Below are 17,896 nucleotides of genomic sequence, written 5' to 3'. Positions count from 1 at the left end.
ACTATGAGCAGAAAATACGAAAGCATTGAAGAATTAAGAAGAAAGAAAAAACTGCTTCAGGGTGAAATAAGTGATCTTGAAAATCTTCTTACCTTCAAAAATACGAAGGAAAGCCTGAGTGCATTTACCAATGGCCTGAGCGACCAGTATCTGCAGGAAAAAGTAGATGAAGACGGTGATGAAAAAGTGGTTCTTAGAAAAGATGTTATCGCCAAACAGCTTACCTCAGAAGTAAAAGACCTTTTGATTAATAAAAATACTGCAGTTGGCCTTGCAAGTTCAGCTTTCAAAGGTAATATAACAGACAGTATCATCAAACTCGGGGTTACTGCAGTAGTAGGAAACTACGCCAAAAAAAATATGAAAAGTTCCAATTGGAAGAAAAAGCTTATTGGCGCTGCTTTAATATACCTTGCTCCTATCGCTCTGAAATATGTCAGAAAAAAGATGGAGGTTTATCAGAAAAACAAAAGTGTTTCCAGTATGGAACAACTGATATGAGAAATTAGGGCTCAGGATTGATTAAATAATTATATTTATTTTACTTCCTGAGCCCTAATTTTTTAAATTCTATTTTCTTCTTTCTATTTTGAAAATAATTGTCCTAAGATGATCCCAGCAGCCATGGATACATTCAGGCTTTCTGTAGACTGGGACTTTCCAAATCGTGGAATACTGATGCTTTTTTTCAACAGTCTTTCTGTCTCCGGCCTCATTCCGTTGCCTTCATTCCCTAGTATAAGGTTGATTTTTTCAGGTTTTTCGAAAGTATAAATATTCTCCCCGTCCATATCCGTTCCGATATTCACATTGTCTGTCGCAGATAAATATTCTACCAGATTTGTATACACGATATTGACTCTGGTAAAAGATCCCATCGTAGCCTGAATCACCTTTGGATTATAAAAATCCACCGTATCTTCACTGCAAATGATCTGTTCAATTCCGAACCAATCTGCAAGACGTATAATCGTTCCTAAATTCCCAGGGTCCTGAATACCATCCAAGACAAGTTGGATGCTCTTATCTTCCACTTTTTCTTCTTCAGCCAGGTAACACACGGCAACAGAATCTTTTGGGGTTTTCAGAAAACTGATTTTTTTTAATTCATTCTCAGTGATATGAGTGATTGGGGTATCAGTACGGTCCAATTTTTGCGGATCGGTTGATAATATTTCTTTAACTTTAAAGTTAGAATTAAAAAGTTCACAAATGATTTTATTACCTTCAACCAAAAACAAATTGTATTTTTGTCTGAACTTCTTTTTATCTAAAGATTGTAAAACTTTTATTGTATGAGCTGTAAGCATTATAAGAATTCTCCTCAAAAATATTATAAAATTATCTCATTTGCAACATTTGTTGGTCTCCTTTATGCTTGTAGTACGACAAAAAAAGTTCCGGACGGTGAATATCTGCTTAATAAGAGCAACTTTCAGTTCGGAGATAAAAAAGAATTTTTTGATGAGGAGCTGAAAGACTATGTTCAGCAAAAGCCCAATAAGAAGCAACTTCTTTTCATGCCATTAAGTCTTACCTTATATAATATGGCCAATCCGAAATACGACACTATTCTTAATGAATATATGACCTATCCCCGTGAAATGAGAAATCAGAAACTAAGGGATTCTTTATTCATTAAGTATAATATGAAAAGCAGCATAGGAAAAGGGTTATTTTTCGACCGTCTTTTACATAGCTGGGGAACGCCTCCCGTTATTCTGGATCAGACAAAAAGTGAAAAAAGTGCTGAATCTATCAAGAAAAGACTTACCTACAGAGGTTTTTGGGATGCAGACGTAACATATAAACAAGTTCTTGATACCGCTTCTAAAAAGGCTGCTGTTAATTATTTTATTACGCATAACCAGCCAACCCGTATTAAAGATTACTATTATAATATTCCAGATCAGGGGATCAAGGGATATTATACTTATAATCTGAACAGGAGTCTTGTAAGAAAAGGACGTATCCTTGATCAAACTGTACTTGAAAGAGAAGTAACGAGAATTACAGATCTTATGAGGGAATTCGGATTTTATAAATTTAACAATCTGAATGATGAAGTATATTTTGTGGCAGATTCACTGAAAAGCAAAAAGCAAATCCCGCTGACTCTTGAAATTCATAAAGATTCATTAGACACTCCCTATAAAATTGCCACTTTTGGAAACATAGACGTTGCCATTGTGGATGAAGCCAACGATTATCCAAAAAATACGAAAAAAGACAGCTTAAGGAGAATCCGATTCCATACGATGAATGATAAATACAAAATTTCATCAATATGGAGAGCCATCCTTCCGGATAGTAAAAAGGTATTTGACCAAACCCAACTGGATATCACGAAGAGAAATATCTTGTCAATGAACAACTTCAGTATTGTAAAAGCAAGAGATTCCCTGAGACAAGGTGGCATGGCAGCTCCTAATGACAGTATTGTTGATGTATTATATGTACTGAAGCCGCTTCCAAAGTATGAGCTTAAAGTGGGTACGGATATTAATTATTCCCAGGTTTTAAATCTCGGAATCACTCCTTCTGTGGATCTCACAACAAGAAATGTTTTCAGAGGAGCAGAAAACCTGTCTACCAGTCTTTCTGGTACATTTGGATCGATCAGAAGTACAAAGGATATTGATAAAAGGGTAACGGCTTATGAAATATCAGCACAGGCCTCACTGAATTTCCCGAGATTGCTGCTGCCATTTAATTATTACAAATTTATTCCTAAACGTTATACCCCGACTTCCTCTATTCTATTGGGAGCATCTATTCAGGAAAATATAGGACTGGGAAGGGTTATTTTTAACACAGGACTGAATTATCAGGCCAATGTAAACGATCAGGTATATCATAAACTTACTTTATTCAATACCCAGGTGAGTTTAACAAAAAATAAAGATGCTTACTACGATTATTTCGTCAATGATGGTAGGGTAAAAGATGAGATCTTTAACGATTATTTTGCTTACAATCCTGGTGAAAAGACAAAATATGATGCAGGTCTGCTTAGCATGGATCAGGTTTCAAAGGATATTGTGAATGATTCCAATTACAGCAATCAGCTTAACCAGTCCGGAACCGACCTTCTGACAGCATTCAGGGGAACTTTGGTGAATAAAGACAGACAGACTCAGGATGTTCTTATTTCTTCCATGATCTATAATTTTGTATATAGTGAAATTGGAAAAAAAGAATATCCCAATGCTTTCTATTTTAACGGAAAAGTAGAATTGGCAGGTAATATTTTAAGTTTATTCAACAAAAAAGACAATGATGGTGGAGTTGTAACTGCTCCTCAAAAAACTATTTTCGGACTCCCTTACGCACAATTTGTCAAATTCGACATTGATACCAGAAAATACTTTAGATTCAATGGAAACCAGACATTAGTACTTCGCCAATTCATTGGGGTTGGAATTCCTTATGGAAATTCTCAGGATATGCCAATTATTAAGTCTTACTTCAACGGAGGTTCCAACGACATCAGAGCCTGGGTGGCTTTTGGTGGCTTAGGACCTGCCGATTCTCAGGTAGATGAAAGAGTACGTACCTATATGACCGACAACTTAAAGCTTACTACCAATATTGAATACAGAATTCCTTTCAACAGAATGTATGAAGGTGCTTTATTTACAGATATCGGTAATACATGGAGTCTTCGTAATTACAATGACGGATACGGAGATGAGTTTAGATTTAATAAATTTCTGAAACAAGTCGGGATCGGGAGTGGATTCGGATTAAGATTAAATATTGCTTATGTTACAGCCAGATTAGATCTTGCCTATAAGATCTATGATCCAAACAAACCTGAAGGCGACCGATGGAGATTCAAAAATTTCCAACCTTTTAAGCCTACCATTAATATCGCGTTCGGATATCCTTTCTAATCTGGAGAAACGCCTAATATAAAATAAACCACAGCAATCACACGGGCGAGGATTTCCCTCGCCTGATTTCTGTAGAAACTTTCCGGTTTCGTCACATCCTGAGCATCGAAACCTAAAGCATTCATATCATTATTTCGGGCAAAAAACAAAGCTCTTAGGTTGTGATATCCTTGAGAAACAATGATTACATTTTTCTTTTTGTACACGTCCTTACAGCGAAGAATACTTTTGTAGGTATTAAACCCTTTAGGATCTTCTACAATAATATCTTCCGGAACACCTTCCTGGTACACCAGATAGTTTTTCATCGCAGCCGGCTCGTTATAACCTTTACTTTTTTCTCCGCTTACAATAATCTTTTTGATTTTCCCATGGTGGTAAAGCAAAGCAGCAGCATCCATTCTTTTAGTAAAATAAGGATTGGAAAGTCCCGATCTCATTTTGGGAGATGTTCCTAAAACCAAAGCAATTTCCCTTGGTGGTATTTTTGATATCTTGGTATAGGTACGGCCGTTGGTAAGCCCGAAAACCCAGACATTACAGAAACATATCATTAAAATTCCCAATTCTAATGATACAAAACCTAAGTTAAATATGTTTCTGATAATTCTCAACTAAGATCAAAGTTAAGCTTTATTTTTTTACTTTTCACTATCGACATACAAGCCAATATGTGCCCTTGTGCTTCTTCTTTTTCCGTAAGATATTCATTCTCCAGAAGTTCCACCTCTCCTTCTACTAAAGAACATTCGCAACTTCCACAAATTCCGGATTTACAGGAATAAGGAACAGGAAATTTCTGCATTAGTAGCTGCTGAAGGATTCTATCTTTATTATCAGGAAGTTGGGTTGTATAATTTTCCCCAAGCATGGTAAATTCCACATCAATATCTTCAATAATAGGAAATTCTTTTTCTACAGGATAAATATCATTGTTAAATTCTTCAAACAGTTCAAAATGAATATTTTTTTTCGGAATACCATGATGATAGCAGGCATTTGCCAATGTCCTGATCATTTCACCTTTACCGCAGATCAATACTTCATCCACTGCATCCCATATTGTAGACTCCTCGTCCGTGTCATCCAAATGAAGGATCTGATTAATAATAAGTGCCAATTTTTTCTCATCCAGCCTTCCATAGAAAAACTGATCGTCTGTTTTTTCCCTTGAAAAAAAGTAAAAAATCTGAAGCCTGTCACCAAAAGTTCTTGCCAGAGCATCCAACTCTTCGCGATAGATCAGTTCTTGCGAATTTCTATTTCCAAAAAACAAAAAGAGTCTTGTTCTTGGCTCATTATGAAGTATATTTTTAAAGTGGCTTAAAATTGGGGTAATTCCTATCCCCGCAGCAAAAGCAACAATAGTTCGGAACTCACTCGGTTTGGAAACGATGGTAAACCTTCCAGCCGGTTCGCTCACCCACAGTTCATCTCCAACATTATAATTATTGAATAGCTGTGAAGTACCGCCATCAGGAGAATTTACTTTAATTCCTAAAGTAATTTTTTTCTCATAGGGAGCCGAAGTCATTGAATAATCATTAATAACCTCTTCACCATACGACTGAAATTTCACACTCACAAACTGCCCTGCTTCGAACTTAAAATTTTCCTTTAAATTCTCGGGAATATCAAACTCCAGAGAGAAAGTATTTTTGGTCAGCTCTTCCTTTTTCGCTATTTTTAACCGATGAAACTGTATAAGTTTCCCTTTGTAGATTTGTTGTTCCATAACTTCAATTCAAAAATAGATAAAAAATAATTTATGAAAAAGATAATTTTATCCATGTTCGTCATGGCTGCCATCTATAGCTGTAAAAATAAAGATCAGAAATCTGAACAGGCAGCTGCAACAGATTCTCTTTCAGTACACCAAAGTGCAGATACAGAAAAAATTGCTTTTGTGAACAAAGAAACTTCTCCCGAAGAACTCACTCAACATCTGGCTAAAAATAACGATACTTTATATATTACCAACTTCTTTGCGACTTGGTGTGGACCATGTATGCAGGAAATTCCAAGCTTTAAAGAAAAAATGCAGGAATTAAAAGGAAAGCCAGTAAAGTTCACTTTTGTGAATCTTGATGAAAAAGCTGACTGGGATTCTGCTGTAAAAAACTTCGTGGAAGAAAATAATCTTGGAGGAAATGTTATTTTAGTTGACGGAACAAAACTTGACCAGAAGTTCTTCACAACCAACTTCAAACAATGGACGGGTGGTTCTATTCCCTTCACATATATGAGAAAAGGCGAAAAAGTGGAAGAATATTCAGGATTGATGACAGAAGAAGCGTTGAATTCAAAAATCAGCTCTCTTTTACAATAAAACAGACAGAGGCTCTTTCGGAATTATGTCAAAAAGATTTAAAATCCTGTGTTTATTATTGGGGGTTGCAATCATTTTAGTTGCAATCATTAATCTGAACACAGGATTTCTCCCTTTAAGCATACAGGATTTTTTCCAGAATACTTCTCAGAATCAAATTGCTGAAATTAGGGTTAACCGCGTTTTGATCATGTTATTAGCCGGAGTATCCATTCCTACCTCCGGATTTCTGATGCAGGAATATTTTCAGAATCCATTGGCTGGGCCAGATATTTTGGGGATTACATCGGTAGCCAGTTTATCGGTGGCATTTTACATCTTACTTTCGCACAATATTCTTCTTCCGGAATTTCTACAGAACAGTTTTATAAGTCTAGCAGCAATTGGAGGAAGTTTAGCTCTCATGCTTGTATTGCTATCGATGTCTAATAAATTTCAGGATAAATCCTACCTTATCATCTTTGGATTCCTAATCTCTGCTTTTGCGGGAGCTATTGTTTCTCTTCTTCAGTTTTATGCGGAAAATCAAAGCCTGAAAAATTACATTTTATGGTCATTCGGAGCCAACAATATGGTCACCAGGAACCAGATTATTGTTTTATTTATTTTGGTTTTGATTGGGATATTCTTTTGTTTCAGATCTATAAAGCCGCTTATAGGAAATTCTCTGGGAACTTCTTATGCTCAGAGTCTGGGAGTGAATTTAAAACAGTTAAAACTGTTGATCATTGTATCATCATCTCTCCTATCGGCCTCTATTACAGCTTTTTTGGGTCCTATCCTATTCATAGGAATCATTGTACCTCATTTCTGCCGATTGATTTACAACCCCTCTAAGCTATGGCAGCAATGGATTCTTAATATGTTTTTGGGAATGTTGATTATGCTTCTGTTCTCTATCATTGCTGAAAAAACACAGATCCCTTTGAACGTGATAAGCTCTATATTTGGAATTCCTGTGATTCTGATGATGCTTTTGAAGCAAAACAAGGTATAATATTTTGTTGTGTTGGAAACGCAAAGACGCTAGTTTCTTATCCACCCCTTGCTATAAGGCGCAAAGATTTTATCTTCGATAAAATTTAATACCATAACATTAAGATTAGTAATTAAAAACTCCCCCCCCTTGCTGAAAATCTTTGATTTTCTTGCGCCTTAAAAATATGCAAAAAGCTTTACAAATCCTTGCGCCTTTGCGTTTTCACAAACAATTTTTATATTTATAAAAATAAAAAACACATAAAAATGACTGAAAACGAAATATCCAAAATTATTTTTGAAACAGGATTAAAAATCCACAAAAAACTAGGAGCAGGATTATTTGAACACGTTTATGAAGAATGTCTGTTCTACGAATTATCAAAAACAGGATTACTAATAGAAAAACAAAAACTTCTTCCTATTATTTATGAAGATTTGAAAATAGAAAATGCCTTCAGACTTGATATCATTATTGAAAATAGAGTTATTTTAGAAATAAAGACCGTCGATTACATTAACCCGACTCACAAAGCACAACTTTTAACCTATTTAAAAATGTCAAACTGTAAACTAGGGATGTTACTCAACTTCCAATCTGATGTTTTCAAAAACGGAGTAACCAGAATTGTAAACAACTTATAGAATAAAATTTCAGTAAAGCCCAATTCCTTACACCTTAAAACATTATTTTTGTAGAACATTTTACGCCATTTAGGTTAATCAACAACGAATATGTACCTACAGATCAAGCAAGCAAATATCGGCTATAATACAACACTAATCTCCAATTCTAATGCAGATTTGAAGCTTGGTGATGTATGCTTGCTGATCGGCAATAACGGTGTAGGAAAAACAACCTTAATTAAATCAATATTGCATCAACTTTCTTTACTGGGTGGGGAAATTTTAATTGATGGTAAAAATGTAAAAACCCTTTCTATAAAGGAAATTGCTGAGCATATTGCAATCGTTTTTTCTAAAGCACCAGTTCCTCAGCATTATACGGTTGAGGATCTTATTTCCCTGGGAAAATACATCTACTACCCTTTTTATTTCGAACTTAAAAAAGAAGACCGTGAAGAAGTTGCTCATATTATTGAAGAATTAGACCTTAAGCAATATCAATCTACCATTCTCAAAAACCTTTCCGATGGAAATCTTCAAAAAGCGTTTATAGGAAGAGCAATTACTCAAAATTCTCCTATTATTATTCTGGATGAACCTACAACCCATCTGGATGAAAAGAACAAAATCATCATTCTTAAAACCTTAAGAAGACTGGCTAAGGAACAGAATAAACTTATCCTGTTTTCTTCCCACGACTGGCGACTGGCCAAAGAGTTTGCAGATAAAATATGGTACGTGAAAGACAAAACTCTGTATACAGGCATTGTTGAGGATATTTTACTTCAACATGATGAATTAACCAATGCTTCGTTATTTCAGATCAACGAAAGTTTTATTCCGCCTTATATCTCCGCACCGCAGTTTTATAAAGAAATGTTGTATTCTCTGCTTCAAAAAAACTTCCCAAAAGACCTTTCTTCCCTTAGTTTTGAATTTCAAGAGCCTTTTTGGGTAATTACTAAAGATTCAGCTCAATACCAATGTGAATCTTTCGAAGAAATCATCAATTACATTAAAAACATTCATTAATCCTAAGTTTTTATTGATTATTCAATATACTATGCATGCATAGTATTATGCTAATCATACAATTTAATCTATTTATTATCAGATTATTAACAAATTTTAACGTTAATAAATACTATGCATGCATAATATTTACTAAATTTGGGTAAAACCATTAGCGCAAAAATGATGGATAATAATAAAGAAAAAATAGAAAACGTAGACTTAATTTTAAAACAGACCTGGCTGGCTGTTTCAAAAATGTACACAGAACTTGCTCAGGAACATGATTCCACAGCAGTACAAGCCCTCACCCTTCTTAAAATTGATCCCAAAGAAGGTACCAGAAGTACGAATCTTGGTCCAAAGATGGCCATAGAACCAACTTCTTTAACCAGAATCATTAAACTCCTGGAAGATAACGGATATATCTATAAAGAAAAAACCACTACCGACAAAAGAGAAGTGATCATTAAACTTACTGACAAAGGACTAAATTCTAGAAATATGTCGAAGGAAGTTGTGGTCAATTTTAATAAAAAAGTAATGGAAAAGATAGCTCCTGAAAAGATGGAAGCTTTTAAGGATGTAATGACTGAGATCATGAAAATAGCCAACGAGCTGCTTAATAACAGAAAATAGATCATACTGAAACCGAAAAGGGTGCATATACCTTATAAATAATAAAAATTTACATATGAAAAGAAGAATCAAACATGTAACGGTTCTTGGTTCAGGAATTATGGGTAGCGGTATCGCGGCTCACTTCGCCAACATCGGCGTGGAAGTGTCACTTTTAGACATCGTTCCTTTTGAACTGACGGAAGCTGAACAGAAAAAAGGTTTGACCAAAGATGACAAAGCAGTAAGAAACAGAATTGCTTCTGAAAACTTTGAAAAACTTAAAAAAGCAAGTCCTGCACTTCTTTACTCACCGAAATTTGCAGACAGAATCAAAGTAGGAAATTTTGATGATGACTTACCTAAAATAAAAAATACAGATTGGATTATTGAAGTAGTTGTAGAGAGACTGGACATCAAAAAATCCGTATACGAAAAAATTGAACAGTTCAGAAAACCGGGAACATTGATCTCTTCAAACACTTCCGGAATTCCTATTCATCTTCTTACTGAAGGGAGAAGCGAAGATTTCAAAAAATATTTTGCAGGAACGCACTTCTTCAATCCGGTAAGATACCTTCCTCTTCTTGAAATTATCCCTACCAATGACACAGCTCCTGAGATCATCGATTTCTATATGAATTATGGAGCTAAATTCTTAGGAAAAACGACCGTTTTAGCCAAAGATACTCCGGCCTTCATTGCCAACAGAATTGGAGTATTCTCCATGATGGATCTTCTTCACAATGTACAGAAATTAGGACTTACCGTTTCTGATGTTGATAAATTAACAGGCCCTGTAATTGGACGTCCAAAATCTGCTACATTCAGAACAGCTGACGTTGTAGGTCTTGATACTTTGGTAATGGTAGCCAATGGTGTTCGCCAAAGCGGCGCTGAAGCCAATAATTTTAATGATGTATTTGCTCTTCCTGACTATATCCAGAAAATGATGGATAATAAGTGGCTGGGATCAAAAACAGAGCAAGGCTTCTATAAAAAAGTAAAAAATGCAGAAGGAAAATCTGAAATTCACGGATTAAACCTTGATACTTTAGAATATGAACTTCAAGGAAAATCTTCTTTCCCTACTCTGGAATTAACAAAATCCATTGATAAGCCAATCGACAGATTCAAAGTATTGATTGGAGGTAAAGACAAAGCGGGAGAATTATACAGAAAATCGTTAGGAGCATTATTCGCTTACGTTTCTCATAAAGTTCCTGAAATTTCTGACGAAGTATACAAAATTGATGATGCCATGAGAGCCGGTTTCGGATGGGAAAACGGTCCGTTTGAAATCTGGGATGCAGTAGGCGTTCAGAAAGGTATCGAATTGGCAAAGGATGCTGGTTATGAAGTATCAGACTGGGTAAACAATGTAGAAACTTTCTATAAAGTAAATGATGAAGGACAAAGCATTTATGTAGACAAAAATTCAGGAGAATACAACAAAATCCCTGGACAAGATGCTTTCATTATCCTTGACAATATCAGAAAAAATAAAACACTTTGGAGTAATTCCGGTGCTGCGATCTTAGATTTAGGAGATGGGATCATCAACTTCGAGATTCGTTCTAAAATGAATTCCCTTGGAGGCGAAGTTCTTGATGGATTAAACAGAGCCATTGATTTAGCAGAAAAAGAATACGACGGATTGGTAGTAGGAAACCAAGGTGCTAACTTCTCTGTAGGAGCTAACCTTGCAATGATCCTTATGATGGCTATTGAGCAGGATTGGGATGATTTGAATATGGCCATTGCTTACTTCCAGAAATCAATGATGAGAGTACGATACTCTTCTATTCCAGTTGTCGTTGCTCCTCACGGAATGACTTTAGGTGGAGGATGTGAAATGACAATGCACGCAGATCGTGTAGTTGCAGCCGCAGAAACCTATATCGGACTTGTAGAAACAGGTGTTGGAGTAATTCCTGGTGGTGGTGGTACTAAAGAATTGACTTTAAGAACATCAAGAGAATTCCACAACGATGATGTTAAAAACAACAGACTTCGTGATGCTTTCATGAATATCGCGATGGGCAAAGTAGCCACTTCAGCCTATGAAGCTTACGATATGGGAATTCTTGAAAAAGGAAAAGACATCGTTTCAGTAAGCAAAAACAGACAGATTGCCGAAGCGAAGAAAGTAGCAAAATTATTAGCAGAACAGGGATATACTCAACCTATCGAACAGAAAGTAAAGGTTCTTGGTAAAGATGCATTAGGAATGTTCTATGTGGGAACAGATCAAATGTTAACCGGAAAATATATTTCTGAACACGATAAGAAAATTGCAGATAAACTAGCGAATGTAATGGTAGGTGGTAACCTGTCTGAACCAACAGTAGTAACAGAACAATATCTATTGAATCTTGAAAGAGAAACTTTCCTTCAGCTTTGTGGAGAAAGAAAAACTTTGGAGAGAATTCAGTACATGTTGCAAAACGGAAAACCATTAAGAAATTAATTTGTACAATGTCGGATGTAAAATGTAAAAAGTATTGACATGCACAATTTTAGAGATTTAGAAGTTTGGAAGAAATCAATTCTGCTTTGTAAGCATTATTACATAGTTTCCAAAGATTTTCCTAAGGATGAGTTATTTGGTTTAACCTCACAATCTAGGAGAAGCTTATATTCTATCCCATCTAATATTGCTGAAGGAGCAGGAAGAGATACCAATCCTCAATTTTGTCAATTTTTAAACATCGCATTAGGCTCTTCATTTGAATTTGAAACTCAGATCATAATTGCAAATGATTTGGAATTTATAAAGAAAAATGATTTTGATTTACTAATGACTGAAATCAGACATATTCAAAATATGATAATTAAACTAAAACAAAATTATTCAAAATAGAATTGTACAAGGTATTATGCAGCTCTACTGAATATAGTACAACCGACATTTTACATTATACATTTTACAAAAATTTACAAAAAAATGAAAACAGCATACATAGTAAAAGGTTTCAGAACTGCCGTTGGAAAAGCTCCAAAAGGAAGTTTAAGATTTACAAGACCTGATGTCATGGCAGCTACAGTTATTGAAAAATTAATGGCTGAGCTACCACAATTAGATAAAAACAGAATAGATGACCTTATCGTAGGAAATGCAATGCCTGAAGCTGAACAAGGCTTAAACGTTGCACGTCTGATCTCTCTGATGGGGTTAAATACAGATAAAGTTCCGGGAGTAACAGTAAACAGATACTGTGCCTCAGGAAGTGAAGCGATTGCCATTGCTTCAGCAAAAATTCAAGCAGGAATGGCAGACTGTATCATTGCAGGAGGTACAGAATCTATGTCGTACATCCCAATGGGAGGTTACAAACCAGTTCCTGAAACAGAGATCGCAAAAACAAACCCTGATTACTACTGGGGAATGGGTTACACTGCCGAAGAAGTTGCAAAACAATATAATATTACAAGAGAAGAACAGGATCAGTTTGCTTTTGAGTCTCATATGAAAGCTTTAAAAGCAAACCAGGAAGGCAGATTTGCCAATCAGATTGTTCCGATTCCTGTAGAATACAATTTCCTGGATGAAAACCAAAAACTGCAGACGAAAAAGTTTGATTTCTCTGTAGACGAAGGTCCTAGAGCAGATACTTCTTTAGCAGGATTAGCCAAACTAAGACCTGTATTTGCCAACGGAGGAAGTGTAACTGCCGGAAACTCTTCTCAAATGAGTGACGGAGCGGCTTTTGTAATGGTTATGAGTGAAGAAATGGTTAAAGAATTAGGATTAGAGCCTGAAGCAAGACTGGTAGCTTATGCTGCGGCAGGTCTTGAACCAAGAATCATGGGTATGGGCCCTATCTATGCTATTCCAAAAGCATTGAAACAGGCAGGATTAGAATTGAAAGATATTGAATTAATCGAACTTAATGAAGCTTTCGCATCTCAATCAGTGGCTATAAAAAAAGAATTAGGCTTAAACCCAGATATCTTAAACGTAAACGGAGGAGCTATTGCTTTAGGTCACCCTCTTGGATGTACCGGAACAAAACTTACTGTTCAACTTCTTGATGAAATGAGAAAACGTGGCAACAAGTACGGAATGGTTTCGATGTGCGTTGGAACAGGTCAGGGAGCAGCTTCAATTTTTGAATTGCTTTAATTAAAAATGAATGTCAAGAGGTAAAAAAGTTTCAGTATTCATTATTTTACTAATCGTAATAATAATTTTCTTTTTTGGATATAATACAGACTATGAGGATAGAGCAACATCATCTTTTATAATTGTGCTTTTATTATTATTCAGCTACATGGGGCTAACAATGTCTCAAGCAGAAAAGATTATTGGTAAAAACCCTGGAAAATTTCTTCATTTCCCTCTGAGGAAAATAAGGTATATAATTCTAAGTACATTATACACGATTATAATTATTTTTTTAGTTGCTACCACATTTTCTTTATCATTAAGATTATCGAAAAATAGGAAAAATACAATATTAAGTTCTTCTGAAACAAAAAATATGACAGGATTTATAATCAGAACAGATAGTATTAAACAGAGATACGGAAAAAAACCTGTTGCTTATTTAAACTATAGAATTGATAATAAAAACTATGAATTTGAATTTGACAATCAAAATGAAAAATTTAAGATACATCAAAAAATCAAACTTAAATATTCTTTAGAACATCCGGACATGTTTGAAATCATTAAATAGTTTTAATAATAAAAATCTATCATCAATCTGTCTATTATCTAAAGGGCAAAAAAAATTAAATAACAAAATAACATATGGCTACATTAAAAGGCGGGGAATTCCTGATCAAACAAATTCCTGCAAACGAAATTTTCAGTATTGAAGAGCTGAACGAAGAGCAAAAAATGCTACGTGATTCTGCAAAAGAATTTATCGACAGAGAGGTAGTTCCTCAAAGAGAACGTTTCGAAAAGAAAGATTATGCATTCACGGAAGAAACAATGCGTAAACTTGGAGAAATGGGAATGTTGGGAATTGCCGTTCCTGAAGAATACGGTGGTCTGGGAATGGGCTTTGTAACTACAATGCTTGCCTGCGACTATATTTCCGGAACAACAGGATCATTGGCAACGGCTTATGGAGCACACACCGGAATCGGTACTTTACCTATCGTTCTGTATGGAACTGAAGAGCAAAAGAAAAAATATCTTCCGGACTTAGCAACAGGAACAAAATTCGGGGCTTACTGTTTAACAGAGCCGGATGCAGGTTCTGATGCCAATTCAGGAAAAACAAGAGCAAAACTTTCCGAAGACGGAAAACATTATATCATCAATGGACAAAAAATGTGGATATCCAATGCAGGATTTGCAGATACATTCACTTTATTTGCTAAAATTGATGATGATAAAAACATCACTGGTTTCGTGATCAACAGATCTGAACTTGAGAACCCTGCAAGCTTAACTTTTGGAGAAGAAGAGCACAAATTAGGGATTCGTGCATCCTCTACACGTCAGGTTTTCTTTAATGATATGAAAATCCCGGTAGAGAACCTTTTAGGAGAAAGAAATAACGGTTTCAAAATCGCTCTAAATGCATTGAACGTAGGCCGTATCAAATTGGCAGCTGCCTGTCTGGATGCACAAAGAAGAATTTTAAACCACTCTATCCAGTATTCTAACGAAAGAAAACAGTTCGGAGTTTCAATCTCTACTTTTGGAGCTATCAGAAAGAAAATTGCTGAAATGGCAACCGGAGTTTTCGTAAGTGAGGCAGGTTCTTACAGAGCGGCTAAAAACATTCAGGACAAAATTGATGAATTGGTAGCAGGTGGACTAAGCCATCAGGAAGCAGAATTGAAAGGTGTAGAAGAATTCGCAGTAGAATGTTCAATCCTTAAAGTATTCGTTTCAGATCTTGCTCAGCACACTGCAGACGAAGGAATTCAGGTATATGGTGGAATGGGATTCTCTGAAGATACTCCGATGGAAGCAGCATGGAGAGATTCAAGAATTTCAAGAATCTACGAAGGAACTAACGAAATCAACAGATTATTAGCCGTAGGAATGCTTATTAAGAGAGCGATGAAAGGTGAATTGGATCTTTTATCTCCTGCAATGGCGATCAGCAAAGAGTTGATGGGAATTCCTTCATTTGAAGTTCCTGATTACTCAGAATTCATGAGCGAAGAAAAAGCAATTATTGCGAACCTTAAGAAAGTATTCCTTATGGTTTCAGGAGCTGCGCTTCAGAAATATATGATGGATATTGAAAAACAACAGCATTTATTATTGAATGCTTCTGAAATCCTTAATCAGATCTATATGGCAGAATCTTCAGTATTAAGAGCAGAAAAACACTTCTCTCCAGAATCTGTAGAAGCAGCTATGGCTCAATTAAACCTTTATAAAGCCGTTGAGAAAATCATCGTTGCTGCTAAAGAAGGAATTGTTTCTTTTGCCGAAGGAGATGAGCAGAGAATGATGCTTTCAGGATTAAGAAGATTTACAAAATATACCAACCATCCAAACGTAGTGGCTTTAACTGAAAAAGTAGCAGCACACTATATTGAAAAAGGAAATTATTAGTCTTTAATAACATAAATTTGATTCAAAACGCCTCATTTTGGGGCGTTTTTTATATATTTAATGGATAAAACGGTACATGAAAATACAATTATTCTCTCTTTTCACGATTCTGATCCATACCATTTCATTTTCTCAAACCCGACCTAACGATACTTTAAGATGTCACGGCATTTTGGAAGATCGTGTTTTAGCTAAAATACTTGATGCTTATAAAAACAAGCCTGAAAAGCCCAAACTCGTTTTAAAGAAAGAACAGGCTATCATTTGTGGTACTGAAATGATGAGAGAATCCGAAAGAGCACTTTGCGAAAATGCAGAAATGATTCTTAAAAAATATCCTTTTGTAATAGGTGAAATTAAAAGTCAAACAAAAAATCATCCAAATTACCTGAAAGCCGAAGCATTCTGGATGGATAAGAAAAAAGATAAGAGCGACAAAAGTTTGCAGCTTTACAGAGACACCAAACTTGAACAATTCGTGAACAAAGGAAACCATTCCTACTTTTCCTTCGTTATTATTTCAGATAAAACCAAAGAAAGCACTGAGAAGGTAAAACTTGTCATGAGATTTCCCGGAGAAGTCATTACAAAAAAATACAGATTGCCATCTATACAAGAATGAAAGTTTAAAACACCTTACATATCAATAATTTTTATTATTTTTAATACAATTAAAAACCAGAAGACCCAAAACATACAATGAAATTATTATTATTTTCACTCCTTACCTTCCCTGTTGCGTTTATTGCTCAGAAAAAAGATCGGCCGAGGATCTTCCCAAAGGTAGATACCACAAAAATTCAAAATAAAGATCTGTTTAAAAATTGGGGAACAAATTCTGTACACCAACAGAAAGATTTATATAAGTTGATGAACATTGTGCCCAAGGACACAACAATCTACGTGGCTTTAAAAGAATCACATAAAGATTATTCAAAATATAAAATACTAAACTCCATTACTCCGGAGAAATTGAATATCGAAACAAAAAAGGCAGTGCCTTCTAAATAATTATCAAGCAACCAATTCAAAATCATTTATTATGGGAAAATTTATTATTTCAAAAAGAACAAATGGTGACTTCCAATTCAATCTTAAAGCAGCAAACGGACAGGTGATCTTAACCAGCCAGGGCTACAGCTCCAAATCTTCATGTGAAAACGGAATAGATTCTGTAAAAACCAACTCACAGGACGATTCAAAATTCGAAAGAAACACCGCTAAAGACGAAAGATGCTACTTCAATCTTAAAGCAGGAAATGGACAAATCATAGGCACAAGCCAAATGTATGAGTCTGATAACGGCATGGAAAACGGTATAGAATCTGTAAAAAACAATGCTCCAAACGCTTCTGTAGAGGATGAAACCGCTTCATAAAATCTTATGAAATAATCTTAATAAAAATGCCTTATTTTTTAAGGCATTTTTTATTTTTGTATTCTATTTTTCATGAACAATGACAAAAGAAGAATTACTGAATAAAGCTATCAAAATTGCCGATAAGGCTCATAAAGGACAAACCGATAAATACCATGCCCCTTACATTGCTCACGTTATGCGTGTGATGGAATATGGCAAAACATTGGATGAAAAAATCGTGGGTGTCCTCCATGATGTTGTAGAAGATCATCCGATAGAGTTCAGCCTGGATTATCTAAGATCTGAAGGCTTTCCCGAGTATATGATCTTCGCGATAAGCTGCCTTACTAAATTTGACCCGGAAGAAGAATATGATGATTTCATCAAAAGAACAGAAAGGTCTCTCCTTTCCGTGGCAGTAAAGATCAACGACCTTCGTGATAATATGGACCTTAGAAGAGTAAACCGGGAGCTTACTCCAAAAGATATCAAAAGGTTCAATAAATACCTGAAAGCCTATCGTTATCTGGTAGAGAAATATTAAT

General features: G+C 35.4%; 19 protein-coding genes. 16 read left to right on the top strand and 3 right to left on the bottom strand.

The window, feature by feature from the left end; genetic code table 11:
• Positions 1-3: 3 nt before the first annotated feature.
• Positions 4-501, top strand: a complete 498-nt coding sequence (locus tag ACL9RH_RS04385; protein WP_422692123.1) for a phosphoribosyl-ATP pyrophosphatase — start codon at positions 4-6, stop codon at positions 499-501.
• An 83-nt stretch (positions 502-584) separates the two neighbouring features.
• Here the strand turns inward: ACL9RH_RS04385 and ACL9RH_RS04380 are convergent, their stop codons facing one another.
• On the bottom strand, positions 585-1,310 hold the full coding sequence (locus tag ACL9RH_RS04380) for a TrmH family RNA methyltransferase (protein ID WP_422692122.1): 726 nt from the start codon (positions 1,308-1,310) through the stop codon (positions 585-587).
• On the opposite strand from ACL9RH_RS04380, the gene ACL9RH_RS04375 reads away from it, so the two are divergent.
• Entirely contained in the window at positions 1,296-3,896 is a 2,601-nt protein-coding gene (locus tag ACL9RH_RS04375; protein ID WP_422692121.1) for a BamA/TamA family outer membrane protein, read from the top strand. The two genes, ACL9RH_RS04380 and ACL9RH_RS04375, sit on opposite strands and share 15 nt — an antisense overlap.
• Here the strand turns inward: ACL9RH_RS04375 and ACL9RH_RS04370 are convergent.
• Together ACL9RH_RS04370 and ACL9RH_RS04365 are read right to left on the bottom strand one after the other, a co-directional pair.
• The gene (locus ACL9RH_RS04370) at positions 3,893-4,450 is read right to left on the bottom strand and encodes a SanA/YdcF family protein (protein WP_422692120.1); all 558 of its coding nucleotides are present in this window, start codon (positions 4,448-4,450) and stop codon (positions 3,893-3,895) included. The genes ACL9RH_RS04375 and ACL9RH_RS04370 overlap by 4 nt on opposite strands.
• Before the next feature lie 56 nt (positions 4,451-4,506).
• Positions 4,507-5,631 (bottom strand): 2Fe-2S iron-sulfur cluster-binding protein, encoded by a 1,125-nt coding sequence (locus tag ACL9RH_RS04365; RefSeq protein ID WP_422692119.1) that lies wholly within the window; start codon positions 5,629-5,631, stop codon positions 4,507-4,509.
• Positions 5,632-5,664: 33 nt separating this feature from the next.
• Here ACL9RH_RS04365 and ACL9RH_RS04360 point away from each other — a divergent pair, with 33 nt between their 5' ends.
• From ACL9RH_RS04360 to ACL9RH_RS04295, 14 genes are all read left to right on the top strand, one after another.
• Entirely contained in the window at positions 5,665-6,225 is a 561-nt protein-coding gene (locus ACL9RH_RS04360; protein ID WP_422692118.1) for a TlpA family protein disulfide reductase, read from the top strand.
• Positions 6,226-6,250: 25 nt separating this feature from the next.
• Positions 6,251-7,222 carry an iron chelate uptake ABC transporter family permease subunit gene (locus ACL9RH_RS04355; RefSeq protein ID WP_422692117.1) on the top strand — a complete coding sequence of 324 codons (972 nt, stop codon included), beginning with the start codon at positions 6,251-6,253 and terminating at the stop codon, positions 7,220-7,222.
• A 248-nt stretch (positions 7,223-7,470) separates the two neighbouring features.
• A complete protein-coding gene (locus ACL9RH_RS04350) occupies positions 7,471-7,848 on the top strand; it encodes a GxxExxY protein (protein ID WP_422692116.1) in 378 nt (125 codons plus the stop codon).
• Between the two features lie 90 nt (positions 7,849-7,938).
• A complete protein-coding gene (locus tag ACL9RH_RS04345) occupies positions 7,939-8,862 on the top strand; it encodes an ABC transporter ATP-binding protein (protein WP_422692115.1) in 924 nt (307 codons plus the stop codon).
• 165 nt (positions 8,863-9,027) lie between these two features.
• Positions 9,028-9,480, top strand: coding sequence for a MarR family winged helix-turn-helix transcriptional regulator (locus tag ACL9RH_RS04340; RefSeq protein WP_315028110.1), 453 nt, complete (start codon positions 9,028-9,030; stop codon positions 9,478-9,480).
• A 55-nt stretch (positions 9,481-9,535) separates the two neighbouring features.
• Positions 9,536-11,929, top strand: a complete 2,394-nt coding sequence (locus ACL9RH_RS04335) for a 3-hydroxyacyl-CoA dehydrogenase/enoyl-CoA hydratase family protein (protein ID WP_422692114.1) — start codon at positions 9,536-9,538, stop codon at positions 11,927-11,929.
• Positions 11,930-11,968: 39 nt separating this feature from the next.
• Entirely contained in the window at positions 11,969-12,322 is a 354-nt protein-coding gene (locus tag ACL9RH_RS04330; protein WP_422692113.1) for a four helix bundle protein, read from the top strand.
• Positions 12,323-12,406: 84 nt separating this feature from the next.
• On the top strand, positions 12,407-13,585 hold the full coding sequence (locus ACL9RH_RS04325) for a thiolase family protein (RefSeq protein ID WP_422692112.1): 1,179 nt from the start codon (positions 12,407-12,409) through the stop codon (positions 13,583-13,585).
• Positions 13,586-13,595: 10 nt separating this feature from the next.
• A complete protein-coding gene (locus ACL9RH_RS04320; protein WP_422692111.1) occupies positions 13,596-14,141 on the top strand; it encodes a hypothetical protein in 546 nt (181 codons plus the stop codon).
• 74 nt (positions 14,142-14,215) lie between these two features.
• Complete coding sequence (locus ACL9RH_RS04315) at positions 14,216-15,991, top strand: acyl-CoA dehydrogenase family protein (RefSeq protein WP_422692110.1); 1,776 nt, start codon at positions 14,216-14,218, stop codon at positions 15,989-15,991.
• 76 nt (positions 15,992-16,067) lie between these two features.
• Positions 16,068-16,613, top strand: coding sequence for a hypothetical protein (locus tag ACL9RH_RS04310; RefSeq protein WP_422692109.1), 546 nt, complete (start codon positions 16,068-16,070; stop codon positions 16,611-16,613).
• Between the two features lie 77 nt (positions 16,614-16,690).
• Positions 16,691-17,002 carry a hypothetical protein gene (locus ACL9RH_RS04305; RefSeq protein ID WP_422692108.1) on the top strand — a complete coding sequence of 104 codons (312 nt, stop codon included), beginning with the start codon at positions 16,691-16,693 and terminating at the stop codon, positions 17,000-17,002.
• A gap of 31 nt (positions 17,003-17,033) precedes the next feature.
• Positions 17,034-17,369, top strand: coding sequence for a YegP family protein (locus ACL9RH_RS04300; protein ID WP_422692107.1), 336 nt, complete (start codon positions 17,034-17,036; stop codon positions 17,367-17,369).
• A gap of 79 nt (positions 17,370-17,448) precedes the next feature.
• Positions 17,449-17,895, top strand: coding sequence for a phosphohydrolase (locus ACL9RH_RS04295; protein WP_422692106.1), 447 nt, complete (start codon positions 17,449-17,451; stop codon positions 17,893-17,895).
• Position 17,896: the final 1 nt, after the last annotated feature.

The organism is Chryseobacterium sp. Mn2064 (assembly GCF_049319685.1).
Classification (GTDB): domain Bacteria; phylum Bacteroidota; class Bacteroidia; order Flavobacteriales; family Weeksellaceae; genus Chryseobacterium.
This window is presented reverse-complemented; position numbering and strand designations above follow the sequence as displayed.

Excerpts from the sequence above, each read along its gene's own strand:
- ACL9RH_RS04380 (WP_422692122.1), bottom strand. The coding sequence starts at position 1,310 with ATGCTTACAGCTCATACAATAAAAGTTTTACAATCTTTAGATAAAAAG.
- ACL9RH_RS04305 (WP_422692108.1), top strand. The coding sequence starts at position 16,691 with ATGAAATTATTATTATTTTCACTCCTTACCTTCCCTGTTGCGTTTATT.
- ACL9RH_RS04350 (WP_422692116.1), top strand. The coding sequence starts at position 7,471 with ATGACTGAAAACGAAATATCCAAAATTATTTTTGAAACAGGATTAAAA.
- ACL9RH_RS04370 (WP_422692120.1), bottom strand. The coding sequence starts at position 4,450 with ATGATATGTTTCTGTAATGTCTGGGTTTTCGGGCTTACCAACGGCCGT.
- ACL9RH_RS04375 (WP_422692121.1), top strand. The coding sequence starts at position 1,296 with ATGAGCTGTAAGCATTATAAGAATTCTCCTCAAAAATATTATAAAATT.
- ACL9RH_RS04345 (WP_422692115.1), top strand. The coding sequence starts at position 7,939 with ATGTACCTACAGATCAAGCAAGCAAATATCGGCTATAATACAACACTA.
- ACL9RH_RS04385 (WP_422692123.1), top strand. The coding sequence starts at position 4 with ATGAGCAGAAAATACGAAAGCATTGAAGAATTAAGAAGAAAGAAAAAA.
- ACL9RH_RS04335 (WP_422692114.1), top strand. The coding sequence starts at position 9,536 with ATGAAAAGAAGAATCAAACATGTAACGGTTCTTGGTTCAGGAATTATG.
- ACL9RH_RS04360 (WP_422692118.1), top strand. The coding sequence starts at position 5,665 with ATGAAAAAGATAATTTTATCCATGTTCGTCATGGCTGCCATCTATAGC.
- ACL9RH_RS04325 (WP_422692112.1), top strand. The coding sequence starts at position 12,407 with ATGAAAACAGCATACATAGTAAAAGGTTTCAGAACTGCCGTTGGAAAA.
- ACL9RH_RS04320 (WP_422692111.1), top strand. The coding sequence starts at position 13,596 with ATGTCAAGAGGTAAAAAAGTTTCAGTATTCATTATTTTACTAATCGTA.
- ACL9RH_RS04300 (WP_422692107.1), top strand. The coding sequence starts at position 17,034 with ATGGGAAAATTTATTATTTCAAAAAGAACAAATGGTGACTTCCAATTC.
- ACL9RH_RS04295 (WP_422692106.1), top strand. The coding sequence starts at position 17,449 with ATGACAAAAGAAGAATTACTGAATAAAGCTATCAAAATTGCCGATAAG.
- ACL9RH_RS04355 (WP_422692117.1), top strand. The coding sequence starts at position 6,251 with ATGTCAAAAAGATTTAAAATCCTGTGTTTATTATTGGGGGTTGCAATC.
- ACL9RH_RS04340 (WP_315028110.1), top strand. The coding sequence starts at position 9,028 with ATGGATAATAATAAAGAAAAAATAGAAAACGTAGACTTAATTTTAAAA.
- ACL9RH_RS04330 (WP_422692113.1), top strand. The coding sequence starts at position 11,969 with ATGCACAATTTTAGAGATTTAGAAGTTTGGAAGAAATCAATTCTGCTT.
- ACL9RH_RS04310 (WP_422692109.1), top strand. The coding sequence starts at position 16,068 with ATGAAAATACAATTATTCTCTCTTTTCACGATTCTGATCCATACCATT.
- ACL9RH_RS04315 (WP_422692110.1), top strand. The coding sequence starts at position 14,216 with ATGGCTACATTAAAAGGCGGGGAATTCCTGATCAAACAAATTCCTGCA.
- ACL9RH_RS04365 (WP_422692119.1), bottom strand. The coding sequence starts at position 5,631 with ATGGAACAACAAATCTACAAAGGGAAACTTATACAGTTTCATCGGTTA.